The sequence below is a fragment of the Citrobacter sp. CFNIH10 genome, assembly GCF_002934585.1.
Taxonomy (GTDB): domain Bacteria; phylum Pseudomonadota; class Gammaproteobacteria; order Enterobacterales; family Enterobacteriaceae; genus Citrobacter_A; species Citrobacter_A amalonaticus.
Window position 1 is genome coordinate 905,374 of the sequence record NZ_CP026216.1, and the last position, 16,689, is coordinate 922,062.

11 protein-coding genes are annotated in these 16,689 nt (G+C 53.6%); 4 read left to right on the forward strand and 7 right to left on the reverse strand.

The window, feature by feature from the left end:
- The first annotated feature begins 222 nt into the window (after nucleotides 1-222).
- Genes C2U53_RS07840 through C2U53_RS07850 form a run of 3 tightly spaced genes read left to right on the forward strand, consistent with a single transcriptional unit; the run spans nucleotide 223 to nucleotide 4,225 of the window.
- Nucleotides 223-1,554, forward strand: coding sequence for an MFS transporter (locus C2U53_RS07840; protein ID WP_044253536.1), 1,332 nt, complete (start codon nucleotides 223-225; stop codon nucleotides 1,552-1,554).
- Nucleotides 1,551-3,266 (forward strand): dihydroxy-acid dehydratase, encoded by a 1,716-nt coding sequence (gene ilvD, locus C2U53_RS07845; RefSeq protein ID WP_104445777.1) that lies wholly within the window; start codon nucleotides 1,551-1,553, stop codon nucleotides 3,264-3,266. The genes C2U53_RS07840 and ilvD overlap by 4 nt, the downstream gene beginning before the upstream one ends.
- 53 nt (nucleotides 3,267-3,319) lie before the next feature.
- Nucleotides 3,320-4,225 carry a dihydrodipicolinate synthase family protein gene (locus C2U53_RS07850; protein WP_090050301.1) on the forward strand — a complete coding sequence of 302 codons (906 nt, stop codon included), beginning with the start codon at nucleotides 3,320-3,322 and terminating at the stop codon, nucleotides 4,223-4,225.
- 49 nt (nucleotides 4,226-4,274) lie between these two features.
- On the opposite strand, the gene C2U53_RS07855 is transcribed toward C2U53_RS07850, so the two are convergent.
- The 7 genes from C2U53_RS07855 to asd form a co-directional block, all read right to left on the reverse strand.
- Nucleotides 4,275-5,030 (reverse strand): IclR family transcriptional regulator, encoded by a 756-nt coding sequence (locus C2U53_RS07855; protein ID WP_042998453.1) that lies wholly within the window; start codon nucleotides 5,028-5,030, stop codon nucleotides 4,275-4,277.
- A 128-nt stretch (nucleotides 5,031-5,158) separates the two neighbouring features.
- The gene (gene glgP / locus C2U53_RS07860; protein WP_104445778.1) at nucleotides 5,159-7,606 is read right to left on the reverse strand and encodes a glycogen phosphorylase; all 2,448 of its coding nucleotides are present in this window, start codon (nucleotides 7,604-7,606) and stop codon (nucleotides 5,159-5,161) included.
- A gap of 19 nt (nucleotides 7,607-7,625) precedes the next feature.
- Nucleotides 7,626-9,059, reverse strand: coding sequence for a glycogen synthase GlgA (glgA, locus tag C2U53_RS07865; protein ID WP_042322968.1), 1,434 nt, complete (start codon nucleotides 9,057-9,059; stop codon nucleotides 7,626-7,628).
- Nucleotides 9,060-9,061: 2 nt separating this feature from the next.
- Nucleotides 9,062-10,354 (reverse strand): glucose-1-phosphate adenylyltransferase, encoded by a 1,293-nt coding sequence (gene glgC / locus C2U53_RS07870; RefSeq protein ID WP_042998455.1) that lies wholly within the window; start codon nucleotides 10,352-10,354, stop codon nucleotides 9,062-9,064.
- A 17-nt stretch (nucleotides 10,355-10,371) separates the two neighbouring features.
- Nucleotides 10,372-12,345 (reverse strand): glycogen debranching protein GlgX, encoded by a 1,974-nt coding sequence (gene glgX, locus C2U53_RS07875; RefSeq protein WP_090050260.1) that lies wholly within the window; start codon nucleotides 12,343-12,345, stop codon nucleotides 10,372-10,374.
- Entirely contained in the window at nucleotides 12,342-14,528 is a 2,187-nt protein-coding gene (gene glgB, locus C2U53_RS07880; RefSeq protein ID WP_042998457.1) for a 1,4-alpha-glucan branching enzyme, read from the reverse strand. The genes glgX and glgB overlap by 4 nt, the downstream gene beginning before the upstream one ends.
- Before the next feature lie 267 nt (nucleotides 14,529-14,795).
- Nucleotides 14,796-15,902, reverse strand: coding sequence for an aspartate-semialdehyde dehydrogenase (gene asd / locus C2U53_RS07885; protein ID WP_042998458.1), 1,107 nt, complete (start codon nucleotides 15,900-15,902; stop codon nucleotides 14,796-14,798).
- Between the two features lie 190 nt (nucleotides 15,903-16,092).
- On the opposite strand from asd, the gene yhgN reads away from it, so the two are divergent.
- Nucleotides 16,093-16,686, forward strand: coding sequence for an NAAT family transporter YhgN (gene yhgN, locus C2U53_RS07890; protein WP_042998459.1), 594 nt, complete (start codon nucleotides 16,093-16,095; stop codon nucleotides 16,684-16,686).
- Nucleotides 16,687-16,689 lie beyond the last annotated feature (3 nt).

Below are 16,689 nucleotides of genomic sequence, written 5' to 3' on the forward strand. Positions count from 1 at the left end.
GAATCAGCCTGTCAGCCATTCCCCTTTGTTTTCAACCCTCTTTTTTTTCGTGCCAGAACACTTTCCGGTGAGTGTTGCAGCAGGATATGAAGCAAATCACAAAATATAACCTTGCTGAGAATATGGAATTGACGCTCAAAATTTATCCCCTCATAGTATCTGCATACAGAACAATAGTTCTATATACAGAACAAACTACCTCTACTATTAAGGGATGCGCTAATGAGCATTGAACTCGATAAACCAACTACGCGAGGGCGCTGGCTGCACATCATTCCAGCCACCATCCTCGTTTATATCGTGGCTTACATGGACAGGACGAACATCGCAATTGGGATTGCGGGAGGAATGGACGAAGACCTGGGGATGACCGCCTCGTTTGCCGGTCTGGTCGCCGGTATTTTCTTTATTGGTTATATCTTTTTGCAAATTCCCGGCGGTCAAATTGCGGAACGATACAGTGCCAAGAAATTAATCGCCTGGACCATCGTCGCATGGGGCGGGTTCGCGCTGCTGACAGGCTTTGTCCAGACTCCAACCCAATTACTGATTATCCGCTTTGTCCTTGGCGTCGCTGAGGGTGCGGTCTATCCCGCTATTCTGGCGCTGATCGGTCACTGGTTCCCTAATGAAGAACGCGCAAGAGCGATTGCCTATTTCCAGATGAACCTTGCCGTGGCCTCAATCATCACCGGGCCGCTTTCCGGCTGGCTGATCGAAACCTATGGCTGGCGAGAAATGTTCATCATCGAAGGCTTACTTTCTCTCGGCCTGCTGTTCGTCTGGCTGCCTTTGGTTTCTGACCATCCTCATCAGGCCAAATGGCTGGATCCTAAAGAGCGCGCCTGGATCGAACAGAAACTGCAGGCCGATCGCGCACTGACGATCGCCGGTGAGACAAGCAGCATTCGCAATGTTCTGAGCAGCATTAACTTATGGAAACTGATCGGTATCTATTTCTTCGTGCAGGTTGGTTTCTACGGCTTCGCCCTCTGGATGCCAAACCTGATTAAACACCTGACCGGCAGCGGAATGACTATCGTCGGCTTACTGACTGCGGCACCGTACATTTTGTGCATCGTCGGTCAGTACTACATTGCCAAATGGTGCGACAAAACCATGAATCGCCGCCTCTATACGGCAATTCCGTTGCTGGGCTTTGCCGCCTGTCTCGCACTCTCCCTGCTGTTGAAAGATAACATCTGGCTGGCGTACGGCATGATGGTCATCTGCGGCTTCTTCCTGCAGGCCTATGCGGGACCGTTCTGGACATTACCGCCATTACTCTTCTCTCCCAACGTGCTGGGCGGCGTACGCGGCACCATCAACGCATTAGGTAACATTGGCGGTTTTATTGGTCCTTATCTGGTGGGCCTGTTAACCGTCACATTCTCACAAACCGCAGGGATGACGGTGCTGGTTGCCGCACTCCTCATCGCCGTCGCGCTGCTGTTCAGTTTACCTTCGGTTACTGCCCGTCCTGCAGGCAGTAGCAACCCTCATCATGCATCGGCGCCTGAGACGTCGCTCAAACAAGAAGGAATCGCCAAATGAGTCAGAAATGCCAACACGCCCGTGACCTGTGGTCACAACTGGACGCCCTGCGTCTGGGGATGAATTACACCAAAGAAGATGTCAATAAACTGCAGGTTCTGGTGGATGACTGCTATGGCGAAAGTCATCCCGGTAGCTTTCATCTTAATCATCTGGGCGATGAAGCCGTCTTAGGCATTCACGAAAGCGGCGGTCGTGCCGTTCGTCACCACGTGACCGATATTTGTGATGGCTGGGGTCAGGGTCATGACGGGATGAACTATATCTTAGCCTCCCGTGAGGCTATCGCGAACATGGTCGAAATTCATGCTTCCGTCGTACCATACGATGCCGGTATCTTGATCTCCAGTTGTGATAAATCGATCCCGGCGCATCTGATCGCCGCTGCGCGCCTGAATCTACCGATGCTGCATATCCCCGGCGGCTCAATGCGTCCGGCACCGAATATGAGCACGTCCGATCTCGGTGGTATTACCGCCAAACTCAAGAAAGGCGAGATAGGCATCCAGCAGGTGGAAGCCATGCAGCAGTGCGGTTGCCCGACAGCAGGCGCGTGCCAGTTTATGGGCACCGCCAGCACGATGCAGTGCATGTCTGAAGCGCTCGGTCTTGCCTTACCGGGAAGCGCATTGCTGCCCTCGACATTGGCGGAAATTCGCCGCATCGCGCGAAACGCCGGTCATCAGGCGTTATACCTGGCAGAGAAAAATATCACGACGCATAAAATCCTCACGCCTGCCGCCTTTGAAAACGCCATTAAGGTCCATGCCGCCATCGGTGGCAGCACCAACGCCATGATCCATCTCCCGGCGATAGCCCATGAACTGGGTTGGGAACTGAAACCTGAGTTGTTTGACCAGATAAACAATGAGATCCCTTACCTCACCAACATTCAACCCAGCGGTCAGTATGTGACTGAAATGATGTGGTTCGCGGGCGGCGTGCCGATGGTGCAATGGTATCTTCGCGACTATCTGGATCTGGATGTCCTGACGGTGACTGGCCGGACGCTGGGGGAAAACCTGGAAATGCTCCATCAGTCCGGTTTCTTTACCCGCAACCACGGTTATCTGAGTAATTATCGGGTCAGCCCGGAAGAGGTGATTCGTAAGCCGGAAAACGCCACCAAGAAAGGGTCGATTGCCGTGTTAAAAGGCAATATCGCACCAGAAGGCGCAGTCATTAAATATGCCGCCTGCGCGCCAGAGATGCACCACCATACCGGCCCTGCGCGCGTTTTCAATTCGGAAGAGGATGCCCAACAAGCCATTATTCATAACCACATCGAACCGGGTGATGTCATTTTTATCCGTTATGAAGGGGCTAAAGGTTCGGGAGCACCGGAGATGCTCATGACCACAGACGCGATTGTTTACGACAAACGTCTTGATGGCAAAGTCGCCCTGATTACCGATGGTCGTTTCTCCGGCGCAACCAGCGGCCCTTGCGTCGGCCATGTTTCACCGGAAGCCGCCGATGGCGGTCCCATTGCGCTTGTCGAAGACGGCGACCTCATCGAAATGGACGTCCAGGGGCGCAAGCTCAACATTGTGGGTATTCACGGTGAGTACAAAACAGAAGAAGAAATTCAACACTGTCTTGAACGCCGTCGGACAAACTGGACAAAACCGGATTATTCAAATCGACGCGGCGTCTTTAAGCAATTTACGACCAACGCAACCTCATTAATGGCGGGAGCCTGGATTAAATAACGTCCCTGGTGGGCGGCATTATCGCCAGCCCACCTGCTTTTAAGGATAAAATCATTATGCAAACTGAAAAATTCAACGGTGTCTTTCCGCCTGTTCCGACCATTGTTAATGCCCAGGGGAAATTAGATAAGAAAGGGATGGCGACATTACTTGACCATCTTATTGCGAACGAGGTTAATGGCGTATTATTACTTGGCAGCGGCGGTGAGTTCTGCCATATGACAAAAGAGCAGCGTCTGGAAGCCGCTGAGTTTTGCGTTCAACATATCAATCATCGAATTCCGGTGTTGTTAGGGATCAGCAGTACCAGCACGCAAGACGTCATTGATTACGGTCGGCATGCTGACAGTCTGGAAGTCGATGCCGTACTGGTCCTCAATCCTTATTATGCACGACTGACCGATGAGTATATTTATCACCATTTCAAAACTGTCGCCGAAAGTATCAACACGCCGGTTATTCTCTATAACTTTCCGGCGCTTACCGGCCAGGATCTCAGCATTGATTTAATTACCCGGTTGGCACATGACATTCCCAATATCATTGGCATTAAAGATACCGTGGATAACATTAGCCATATTCGCGAAATCATCAATACCGTACGACCGATTCGCCCTGATTTTGTTATTTTCTCTGGTTACGATGAATATATGATGGACACGTTGATCCTGGGAGGAAATGGCGGGATCCCTGCAACTGCTAACTTTGCTCCGCAGTTAACCTGTGGAATTTATCGTGCCTGGCGCGAAAAAGAATATGAGACCTTGTTTCGCCTGCAACGTCGACTGTCTGCGTTATCAACTATTTACAGTCTGGATACGCCTTTCTTCGGGATTATCAAAAAAGCCATTCAACTCAGTGGCATTGATATCTCGGTTGAGGTCATGCCGCCAGTGCAACCGGCAAATGAGGCACATATCACCAGCCTGAAAAAGGTTCTACAGCGCGCCGGGTTGTAACTCTCATCAGCGGGCTTAGCGCCCGCCTTTTCATTTAGCAGCGAAAAGACTAGCGCAACATCGACGACAGGCGACGACTGGCATCCATCATCTGCATGGCAAGCGTTTCTCGTTTATCATCCGGGATCTGGAACGCGACGCCTGACACACTCAAGGCCGCCACCACCTTCCCTTCGGCATTAAATATGGGCACCGCGATACAACGGACGCCTAAAGAATCTTCTTCGTTATCATAGCCCCAACCGCGCTGACGGATCCCGGCTAATTCCTGCTTGAGGATATCCACATCGGTAATCGTCGTTTCGGTATAGCGCGTCAGAACCTGATCGGGCGGCAGCAACTCATCCAGCTCTTCCGAATTAAGCCAGGCAATCAGCACTTTCCCCAGACCAGAACTGTGCAGCGAAAGACGCTTGCCCTCCCAACTACGGATCACAATTGCCTGTGGGCTTTCCAGCTTGAGAAGATAAATAGGAGAGTCGCCTTCAAGTACGCCAAGATGACAGGTTAAACCCGTCGCATTACGAATTTCTTCCAGTACGGGCAGCGCGATTTTTTTAATATCGTACTGTTCAGCGGCTTTATTCCCTAATTCGTAGAGCCGTAACCCAAGATAATATTTGTCTTTTTCCTGACGCAATAAGCCATGCGCAACCATGCCCGTCAGTAAAGAAGAGGTACTGCTTTTTGCGATTCCTGAATTTTGATGAATTTGCGTGAACGTCGCGCCATCGCATTCCATCAGATAAGCGAAGACGCGCATAATTTTGTCGAGGGCAGGAATCGATGTTGTGATTTTTTTCATATACTTATCAATTAATTATAATTAATTCCTCGGACACTATACACCAGCAGACGGTTATTATTCCATATCAATGCGCAATCACCGCGCACAAAAAAGGAGCCCGAAGGCTCCTTTTTTAACATGACGACTTACAACCGTACCGGATCAATATGCCAGATGTGGTCAGCATACTCCTGGATGGTTCTGTCAGAGGAGAAGTAGCCCATGTTGGCGATATTGAGCATCGCTTTGGCGGTCCACTCTTCCGGACGTCCGTACAGGTCGTCCACCTTGTCCTGACAATCGACATAGCTGCGGTAGTCCGCCAGTACCTGATAGTGATCGCCGAAGTTGATCAGCGAATCCACCAGATCACGATAACGCCCAGGCTCTTCCGGGCTGAACATGCCGCTGCCGATTTGGGTCAGCACCTGATGCAGTTCCTCATCTTTATCGTAATATTCACGCGGTTTATAGCCCTGCCTGCGCAGTTCTTCGACCTCTTCTGCCGTGTTACCAAAGATAAAGATGTTCTCTTCGCCAACGTGTTCCAGCATCTCCACGTTCGCCCCGTCCAGCGTACCAATAGTCAACGCGCCGTTGAGTGCGAACTTCATGTTGCTGGTGCCGGAGGCTTCGGTCCCCGCCAGCGAAATCTGCTCAGACAGATCTGCCGCCGGAATGATCAGCTGTGCCAGGCTCACGCTGTAGTTGGGGATAAACACCACTTTCAGCTTATCGCCAATCTGCGGATCGTTATTGATGACTTTCGCGACGTCATTAATCAGGTGAATGATGTGCTTCGCCATGTAATAGGCCGATGCGGCCTTACCGGCAAAAATATTCACCCGCGGCACCCACTGCGCATCAGGATTAGCCTTGATTCGGTTGTAGCGCGTAATCACGTGCAGCACATTCATTAACTGACGCTTGTACTCATGAATGCGCTTGATCTGGACATCAAACAGCGATTTCGGATTCACCACCACGTTGAGTTGCTGCGCGATATAGTTTGCCAGCCGCTTTTTGTTTTCCAGCTTCGCCTGACGCACCGCATGATTGACCAGCGGGAAATCACAGTGCTGTTCAAGTTCATGCAGTTGGCTCAGATCGGTACGCCATGTACGGCCAATGTTCTCGTCCAGAACGCCGGAAAGCGACGGGTTTGCCAACGCCAACCAGCGGCGCGGCGTCACACCATTCGTCACGTTGCAAAAACGGGTCGGGAAAATGGTCGCAAAATCCGCGAACAGCGACTGCACCATCAGGTTAGAGTGCAATTCGGAAACGCCATTCACCTTATGACTCACCACCACCGCCAGCCACGCCATACGTACGCGGCGACCGTTGGACTCGTCAATGATCGACGCGCGTCCCAGCAGACCGGTATCGTTCGGATACTGCTCCTGCAACGTTTTCAGGAAGTAGTCGTTAATTTCAAAGATGATCTGCAGATGGCGCGGCAGGATTTTGCCCAGCATATCCACCGGCCAGGTTTCCAGTGCTTCGCTCATCAGCGTGTGGTTGGTGTAGGAAAAAACCTGGCAACACACTTCAAACGCGTCGTCCCAGGTGAACTGATGTTCATCAATCAGCAGACGCATCAGCTCCGGGATCGACAGCACCGGGTGCGTGTCATTCAGGTGAATGGCAATCTTATCCGCGAGGTTGTCGTAGGTTTTGTGCAACTGATAGTGACGGCTCAGGATATCCTGCACCGTTGCCGAAACCAGGAAATACTCCTGACGCAGACGCAGTTCGCGTCCGGAATAGGTGGAGTCATCCGGATACAGCACGCGCGACACGTTCTCGGAGTGGTTTTTATCTTCCACAGCGGCGAAGTAATCGCCCTGGTTGAATTTACCGAGGTTAATTTCGCTACTGGCCTGCGCATTCCACAGACGCAGCGTGTTGGTGGCGTCAGTGTCATAACCGGGGATAATCTGGTCGTAGGCGACCGCGAGGATCTCTTCGGTTTCAAGCCAGCGTGTTTTCTTGCCTTCCTGCTGAATACGTCCGCCAAAGCGAACTTTGTACCGCGTGTTATGGCGTTTGAATTCCCACGGGTTACCATATTCCAGCCAGTAATCAGGAGACTCTTTCTGTCGCCCATCGACGATGTTCTGCTTGAACATCCCGTAGTCGTAGCGGATACCATAGCCACGCCCCGGCAGCCCTAAGGTTGCCAGCGAATCCAGGAAACAGGCAGCCAGCCGCCCGAGACCGCCGTTACCGAGACCCGGGTCGTTTTCTTCATCGATGAGTTCTTCAAGATCTAATCCCATCGCTTCCAGCGCGCCCTGGACATCGTCATAAATCCCCAACGATAACAGCGTATTGGAAAGGGTACGTCCAATCAGGAACTCCATCGACAGGTAATAAACCTGGCGGGTTTCCTGGGACAGTTGGGCTCGGTTAGAACGCAGCCAGCGCTCCACAAGACGATCGCGCACCGCAAACAGCGTCGCGTTCAGCCATTCATGCTTATTGGCAATAACCGGGTCTTTACCAATCGTGAACATCAGCTTGTAAGCGATAGAGTGCTTAAGCGCTTCTACGCTCAGCGTCGGCGATGCATAGGTAAATGGAGCATTCATAATGATGATTCCTGAATATCTATTTCAAGCGATAGTAAAGCTCGCGGTATGACTTCGCCGCGACTTGCCAGCTAAAATCCATCGCCATCGCTTGCCGTTGCACAAACCGCCAGAGCGAAGGTCGAGACCACAGCACGAAAGCGCGCCGGATAGCCCGTAGCAGGGACCAGGCGTTGCTGTCCTCAAACACAAACCCGCTGGCGATGCCATCGGCAAGGTTTTCCAGCGAGCTGTCGGACACCGTATCTGCCAGTCCACCGGTACGCCGTACCAGCGGCAACGTACCGTACTTCAGCCCGTAGAGTTGCGTTAAGCCGCACGGTTCAAAGCGGCTCGGTACCAGAATGACGTCCGCGCCGCCCATGATGCGGTGCGAAAACGCTTCGTGATAGCCAATCTGCACACCGACCTGACCGGGATATTCGGCAGCGGCGGCAAGGAAACCTTCCTGCAACACCGGATCGCCCGCCCCCAGCAGTGCGAGTTGTCCGCCCTGCTCCAGCAGGCCCGGCAACGCCTCCAGCACCAGGTCCAGCCCCTTCTGGCTGGTCAGGCGACTGACGACGGCAAACAGCGGAACCTTGTCATTGACCTTGAGTCCCATTGCTATCTGCAACTGGCGTTTGTTTTCCGCCTTCTCTTCCAGCGAATCCCGCGTATAGCGCGACGCCAGCAAGAGATCCGTCTCTGGACTCCAGATTTTCTCATCCACCCCGTTCAGAACGCCAGAAAGCCGCCCTTCACGATGGCGCTGTTGCAGCAACCCTTCCATACCGTAGGCAAACTGCGGCTCGGTGATCTCCCGCGCATAGGTCGGGCTGACCGCCGTGATGTGGTCGGCGTAGTACAGACCGGCCTTCAGGAATGAAATCTGACCGTTAAACTCCAGCCCATGCATGTTAAAGAACGACCATGGCAGTTGGATGTCATTCATATGCTGTGCATAAAACATGCCCTGATACGCCAGGTTGTGCACGGTAAACACCGATTTCGCCGGACGTCCGCGCGCGGCCAGATACGCAGGCGCCAGGCCAGCATGCCAGTCGTGCGCATGCACCACGTCCGGGCGCCAGAATGGATCAAGCCCACAGGCCATTTCACATCCTACCCATCCCAGCAGCGCAAAACGCAGTACGTTATCGGTGTAGGCAAACAGGTTCGTATCGTGATACGGACTCCCCGGACGATCGTAAAGATGCGGGGCATCAATCAGGTAAATCCCCACACCGTTGTAATGACCAAACAGCAGACTAATCCTGCCCGCGAATGTGTCGCGACGGCTGACTACTTGCGCATCCGTGATGCCCCGACGAATGTCGGGAAACGCGGGCAGCAAAACGCGGGCATCAACACCATCCGCGATTTGCGCCGCCGGCAACGCGCCAATCACATCTGCCAGACCACCTGTTTTCAACAGGGGAAACATCTCCGAACATACATGTAAAACCTGCATTCTCACTCCTGTTTGACCTGCAGTTTGCGCAACATTTCGCGCGTCACCAGCACAATGCCTTCCTCGGAACGGTAGAAGCGACGGGCATCTTCTTCCGCATTTTCGCCAATCACCATGCCTTCAGGGATAACGCAGGCACGATCGATAATGCAGCGACGCAGGCGGCATGAGCGTCCTACCCAGACTTCGGGTAGCAACACTGCCGAATCAATATTACAGAATGAATTCACCCGCACGCGCGGGAACAGAACGGACTGCACTACGACGGAACCGGAAATAATACAGCCGCCCGAAACCAGTGAGTTCAGCGTCATGCCGTGGCTTCCCGAGCGGTCCTGCACAAATTTCGCCGGCGGTAGCGATTCCATGTGGGTGCGAATCGGCCAGTTCTGATCGTACATATCCAGTTCCGGGGTCACGGATGCCAGATCGAGGTTTGCTTTCCAGTACGCTTCCAGCGTTCCGACGTCACGCCAGTACGGCTCGGACTCAGGATCCGACTGAACGCAGGACAACGGGAAAGGATGTGCATAAGCCATGCCAGCTTTGGTGACTGTCGGAATAATATCTTTGCCGAAGTCATGGCTTGAACCTTCGTCGCTGTCATCCTTTTCCAGCAACTCATAAAGGTAATCAGCATCAAAAATGTAGATCCCCATGCTGGCGAGCGATTTCGTGGCATCGCCTGGCATGGCGGGTGGGTTCGCCGGTTTTTCAACGAACTCAATAATCTTATCGTTTTCATCGACCGCCATTACGCCGAACGCGCTGGCCTCTTCGATCGGCACCGGCATACAGGCCACGGTGCAGCGCGCGCCTTTCTCGACGTGGTCGATCAGCATGCGGGAGTAATCTTGCTTATAGATATGGTCACCCGCCAGGATCACCACATATTCCGCCTTATAGCGACGGATGATATCCAGGTTCTGCGTCACCGCATCCGCCGTGCCGCGATACCAGTTTTCGCCCTGCATTCTTTGTTGAGCAGGCAGCAAATCGACAAATTCATTCATCTCCTCGCTGAAGAACGACCAACCACGCTGAATATGCTGTACCAGAGTGTGAGATTGATATTGCGTGATGACGCCAATACGGCGGATCCCGGAGTTAAGACAGTTGGATAACGCAAAATCAATAATGCGAAACTTACCACCAAAGTGAACGGCCGGTTTTGCACGTTTGTTGGTTAAATCTTTCAGACGAGTGCCACGTCCGCCCGCCAGAATCAGGGCAACCGATTTCAACGGCAACTGGCGCGCCAACATTAAACGATCATTCTTCTCTAAACTCACCATGACTAACTCCTTTTTGATCATCTCTGGAACACACACAGTCCGTGCGCAGGTCCCGGCCAGACAGCCGTAATTACCGGATTATCCTCTCCGGCAAACGGGGGAACAGCGCGCCATTCCCCTTCAGGTAAAACAATTTCAGCAGTATCAAGCGCAGCATTGATGGCAATAAGAAAACGATCCGACAGCAGGATTTGCATCTGCATTGGCCCGTTTTGCCATTCATCCGCACTCAGTGGTTGCGCGTAGCGATTAAGCCAGCGCACGTTGCCATCTCCCTCTTCCCACCAGTAGTCTCCCACCAGCGCCGGGATTTGCTGGCGCAGTTTGATTAATGCGGCGGTAAAATCGATTAATCCCCCGCTCGCCTGCGACCAGTCCAGCCAGGTCAACGCATTGTCCTGGCAATAGGCGTTGTTGTTGCCATGCTGACTGTGTCCGTGTTCATCACCGGCCAGCAACATGGGCGTTCCCTGAGAAAGTAAAAGCGTCGTCAGCAACGCATGAATGCTGTCGCGGCGACGTTCGACGACCTCCAGAGTGCCGCCTAATCCTTCTTTACCATGATTATTGCTATGGTTATTGTCGGTTCCGTCCCGATTTTCCTCTCCGTTTGCCTCATTGTGTTTCTGATTGAAACAAACGCAGTCTCTGAGCGTAAAACCGTCATGCGCGGTGACCAGATTGACGGAAGCGGAAGGTTTGCGTCCATCGCGCTTAAACACGTCGCTGGAGGCCGCAAAACGCCCGGCAAACTCGCCGAGCGACACATTGCGCTGTAGCCAGAAGCGGCGTGACGCATCGCGAAAATGATCGTTCCACTCCGCGAACGGCGCAGGGAAATTCCCCACCTGATACCCACCGGCCCCGATATCCCAGGGTTCAGCGATAAGCTTAACGCCGGACAGCACCGGGCACTGTTTGATGGCGGTAAACAATGGTGCATCCTGGCTAAACGCCGGCGTACGCCCCATCACCGATGCCAGATCAAAACGAAAACCATCGACATGGCAGGTTTCAACCCAGTAACGCAGGCATTCAAGGGCATACTCCACCACGCAAGGATGGCTGAGATTGAGCGTGTTACCGCAACCGGTCCAGTTGTGATAATCACCATCCTCTCTGATCCAATAATAGCTACGGTTGTCGATTCCGCGCAGGGAGATGAGCGGCCCGTCCCGATCCAGCTCAGCGCTGTGGTTGAGTACAATGTCGAGAATGACCTCAATGCCGGCTTTGTGCAGCGCCTTAACAGCATCGCGAAATTCATCCAGTGCCGTCTCTGGCGAGCAGGCATAGGCTGGATGCAGTGCAAACAGCGCGACGGGGTTGTAGCCCCAATAGTTCGACAACCCCAGCCGTTGTAAACGCGGTTCACTGGCGAAATGCGCCACGGGCAACAATTCCAGCGCGGTAATCCCCAAATGCTTCAGATAATCGATCATCACCGGATGACCAAGCGCGTGGTACGTGCCGCGAATCTCTGCCGGGATTTGCGGATGCAGGTAGGTTAAACCTTTGACATGTGCCTCATAGATGACGGTATTGCCCCACGGCGTGCGCGGCGGGGCATCGTCTTCCCAGTCATAGCGATCGACGGTCACCACGCACTTCGGCGCAATGGCGACGTTATCGCGATGATCCGGCTGGTCATAACCCGCATGCATCAGCGGGTCATCTTTCAGGTCGCCCTCTACGCGACGCGCGCAGGGATCAATCAGCAGCTTAGCCGGATTAAACCAGTGACCCTGCGCTGGCTGCCACGGCCCATGCACGCGGTAGCCATAACGCAGACCGGGACGGGCGTCGGCCAGATAGCCGTGCCAGACATCTCCGGTGCGCGCTGGCAGGTCGTAGCGCTGCTCATTGCCCGACGCGTCAAACACACACAGCTCAACGCGCTCGGCATGGGCGGAAAAGAGCGTGAAATTCACGCCATGTCCGTCATACGTTGCGCCATGCGGTGTGGCGTTACCGGCAACCAGTTGCGTCATTCCGCCTCCCGAACCAGCCAGATTGTCGACAGCGGCGGCAGCGTCAGACTCAGGGATTGCGGGCGTCCGTGGCTGGAAATCTCATCGGTATGGACCGCCCCGCCGTTCCCGGCATTGCTGCCGTGGTAGTGCATCGAGTCAGTATTGAGAATTTCGCGCCATTTACCCGGCTGATTGACGCCAAAGCGGTAATCGTGACGCGGCACCGGCGTGAAGTTGCTGGCGACGATAATTTCGTTCCCGACCTTATCGCGACGGACAAAAATCAGTACTGAACGTTCTTTATCATCGACAACCAGCCATTCGAAGCCGTAAGGGTCAAAGTCGAGCTCATGTAACGCTTTGTGGTGACGATAGGTCAGGTTGAGGTCGCGCACCAGACGCTGCACACCGTGGTGCCAGTTGTCGCCGCCTTCCAGCAAATGCCAGTCAAGGCTGGCGTCATGGTTCCACTCGCGCCCCTGAGCGAATTCGTTGCCCATAAACAGCAGTTTTTTACCCGGGAAGGCCCACATCCAGCCATAGTAAGCGCGCAGGTTGGCAAATTTCTGCCACGCGTCGCCCGGCATGCGGTCGAGAATCGATTTCTTACCGTGGACCACTTCGTCATGCGACAACGGCAGAACGAAGTTTTCGGTATAGTTGTAGAGCATGCCGAAGGTCAGCTTATCGTGATGATATTGACGATAAACCGGATCCAGCTTCATGTAATCAAGGGTGTCGTGCATCCAGCCAAGGTTCCACTTGTACCAGAAACCCAGACCGCCCATATCCTGCGGTCGGGAGACGCCCGCGAAATCCGTCGACTCTTCCGCCATGCTCACCGCCCCCGGCACCTGCTCACCAAGAATGCGGTTGGTATTGCGTAAAAACTCAATCGCTTCCAGGTTTTCGCGGCCGCCGAATTCATTCGGGATCCACTCGCCCTCTTTGCGACTGTAATCGCGATAAATCATCGACGCCACGGCATCCACGCGCAGGGCGTCAATACCAAAGCGTTCAATCCAGTACAGGGCGTTGCCTACCAGATAGTTACTGACTTCACGACGACCGTAGTTGTAGATCAGCGTGTTCCAGTCCTGGTGATACCCTTCGCGCGGGTCGCTATGCTCGTACAGTTTGGTGCCATCGAACTCCGCGAGAGCAAAATCATCCGACGGAAAGTGGCCCGGCACCCAGTCAAGGATGACGTTCAAGCCCGCCTGATGCGCGGCGTTCACGAAATAACGGAAATCATCGCGCGTGCCAAAACGACGCGTTGGCGCATAAAGTCCCGTTGGCTGATAACCCCAACTGCCGTCAAACGGATGCTCATTCACCGGCAGCAGTTCGAGATGGGTAAAGCCCATCCATTTCACGTACGGGATGAGCTGGTCAGCCAGCTCGCGATAGCTCAGCCAGAAGTTGTTGTCGGTATGGCGACGCCATGAACCCAGATGGACTTCATAGATGGAGATTGGCGCGTCAAACTGGTTCGCTTTTTTGCGCGCCTCGGTCTGTTCCACTTTTTCGGGCAGACCGCAAATGAGCGAGGCCGTTTCCGGACGCATCTGTGCTTCAAAGGCGTAAGGGTCGGCTTTCACCCGCAGATTACCGTTGGCGTCGATCATCTCATATTTGTAGAGCTGACCATGCTGTGCGCCGGGGATAAACAGTTCCCAGATGCCGCTTTCTTTGCGCAGACGCATCGGGTGACGGCGACCATCCCAGAAGTTAAATTGTCCGACTACGGAAACGCGGCGCGCATTCGGCGCCCAGACGGAGAAACGCGTCCCCGTGACGCCATCCATGGTGTCCGCATGCGCCCCCAGCGTTTCATACGGACGCAAATGGGTGCCTTCCGACAGCAGCCAGGCATCCATATCCTGAATAAGAGGACCAAAACGGTAGGGATCATCAATCAGATTTTGCTGGCCGTGCCAGACAACAGCGAGCTGGTAACGAAAAGGATTTTTACGGCGAGGTAATACACCGCTGAAAAAACCGCGTGAGTCGAGGCAGTCCAGTTTGCCGACTTTGCGCCCGGTTTTAGGTTCGATCACCCACACTTCAGTGGCGTCAGGTAAAAGCGCGCGGACTTCGAGTCCGGCTGAGGTCTGGTGCATACCGAGTACGGAAAAAGGATCCGCAAAATGGCCTGCGATTAGCGCATTAATCACGTCTCTATCGATACGATCGGACATGGTTTTCATCCTGTTTTTTGGTGTCACTCCTCCAACTGATTTTCGACATCAGTCAGCGACACTTTTTTTGACCTGAACGGTGCAGCACAATTGTGCATCCTCTCTGCCCCGTCCTACCTTCAGGTTAAGCCCTGATACTGAGATCAGGACACCCTTAAAGAATAGCCAACACTTTCATTAACTCCTGCATAAAGACTATACATTTGCGTTTACTCCTTTTTTACGCATAAAAAGGGGTGACTCAGCACCCCTTGTAAACCAACGCGATTACGCCAGATGGCGCAACATACGTCGCAACGGCTCTGCAGCCCCCCAGAGCAACTGGTCGCCTACCGTAAAGGCTGACAGGAACTCCGGTCCCATGTTCAGCTTACGCAGACGGCCAACTGGCGTGGTCAACGTGCCGGTAACGGCCGCTGGGGTTAACTCACGCATGGTGATATCCCGATCGTTTGGCACCACTTTCGCCCACGGATTGTGAGCCGCCAGCAGTTCTTCCACAGTCGGAATGGAAACGTCTTTTTTCAGTTTGATGGTGAACGCCTGGCTGTGGCAACGCAGCGCGCCAACGCGCACGCACAGGCCATCGACCGGAATGACGGATGAGGTATCAAGGATTTTGTTAGTTTCCGCCTGGCCTTTCCACTCTTCGCGGCTCTGGCCGTTATCAAGCTGTTTGTCGATCCACGGAATCAGGCTACCTGCCAGCGGGACGCCAAAGTTATCTACCGGCAGTTCGCCGCTACGAGTCAGTTGGGTAACTTTGCGTTCGATATCGAGAATAGCGGAGGAAGGCGTTGCCAGTTCATCAGCGACGTAGTTATGCAACTGGCCCATCTGGTTGAGCAGTTCGCGCATATGACGCGCGCCGCCGCCGGAGGCCGCCTGGTAGGTCGCGACCGACACCCAGTCCACCAGGTCATGGGCAAACAGACCGCCCAACGACATCAGCATCAGGCTAACGGTACAGTTACCGCCGACGAAGGTTTTAATCCCGTTGTTCAGACCCCGGGTGATGACATCCTGGTTAACCGGGTCAAGGATAATGATAGCGTCATCTTTCATGCGCAGCGAAGAGGCCGCGTCAATCCAGTAACCCTGCCATCCGCTTTCACGAAGCTTTGGATAGATTTCGTTGGTATAATCGCCGCCCTGACAGGTCACAATGATATCGAGCGCTTTCAGCGCGTCCAGATCGAAAGCGTCCTGAAGTGTGCCGGTCGAGGTACCGCCGAACGTCGGCGCGGCCTGCCCAAGCTGGGAAGTTGAAAAGAAAACAGGGCGAATGGCGTCGAAGTCGCGCTCTTCAACCATGCGTTGCATGAGAACAGAGCCGACCATACCGCGCCAGCCGATAAAACCAACATTTTTCATAGCGTTTTTTCCTGCAAAGATGTGTGCTGTGTATGCTGACCAGTGTCCTACTGGCTCATCCTTCACCATACAAAAAGCAGCCAAAGTCGCAAGTGAATTTAATCAATGATAGCGATGCCATCAGAAATGCGACTTATCCCGCTGCTTAAGCGAGCAGAAAGTCCGAGGCAATTATCAGGGAATTTGAGTTATGAATGAAATCATTTCTGCAGCCGTTTTATTGATCCTGATTATGGATCCGCTCGGTAATTTGCCCATTTTCATGTCCGTACTGAAACATACCGAACCGAAGCGGCGTCGGGCAATCATGGTGCGCGAGCTGTTCATTGCGCTGTTACTGATGCTGATTTTCCTTTTCGCGGGCGAGAAAATTCTCGCATTCCTGAATTTGCGAGCCGAAACGGTTTCAATATCCGGGGGCATTATTCTGTTCCTGATTGCCATCAAGATGATCTTCCCCAGTGCCACCGGAAACAGCGCAGGCCTTCCGGCAGGCGAAGAGCCCTTTATTGTCCCGCTGGCGATCCCGTTAGTTGCCGGCCCAACGATTCTGGCCACGCTGATGTTGTTATCGCATCAATATCCGAATCAAATGGGGCATCTGGTGATTGCCTTGCTGCTGGCCTGGGGCGGTACGTTTGTGATTCTGCTGCAGTCGTCGCTGTTTCTGCGTCTGCTGGGTGAGAAAGGGGTAAATGCGCTGGAACGCCTGATGGGATTGATTCTGGTGATGATGGCGACCCAGATGTTCCTGGACGGTATCCGGATGTGGATGAAGGGATAAAAC

Coding starts and splice junctions, on each gene's coding strand:
- C2U53_RS07840 (WP_044253536.1), top strand. CDS start 223: ATGAGCATTGAACTCGATAAACCAACTACGCGAGGGCGCTGGCTGCAC.
- ilvD (WP_104445777.1), top strand. CDS start 1,551: ATGAGTCAGAAATGCCAACACGCCCGTGACCTGTGGTCACAACTGGAC.
- C2U53_RS07855 (WP_042998453.1), bottom strand. CDS start 5,030: ATGAAAAAAATCACAACATCGATTCCTGCCCTCGACAAAATTATGCGC.
- glgP (WP_104445778.1), bottom strand. CDS start 7,606: ATGAATGCTCCATTTACCTATGCATCGCCGACGCTGAGCGTAGAAGCG.
- glgA (WP_042322968.1), bottom strand. CDS start 9,059: ATGCAGGTTTTACATGTATGTTCGGAGATGTTTCCCCTGTTGAAAACA.
- glgC (WP_042998455.1), bottom strand. CDS start 10,354: ATGGTGAGTTTAGAGAAGAATGATCGTTTAATGTTGGCGCGCCAGTTG.
- glgX (WP_090050260.1), bottom strand. CDS start 12,345: ATGACGCAACTGGTTGCCGGTAACGCCACACCGCATGGCGCAACGTAT.
- glgB (WP_042998457.1), bottom strand. CDS start 14,528: ATGTCCGATCGTATCGATAGAGACGTGATTAATGCGCTAATCGCAGGC.
- asd (WP_042998458.1), bottom strand. CDS start 15,902: ATGAAAAATGTTGGTTTTATCGGCTGGCGCGGTATGGTCGGCTCTGTT.
- yhgN (WP_042998459.1), top strand. CDS start 16,093: ATGAATGAAATCATTTCTGCAGCCGTTTTATTGATCCTGATTATGGAT.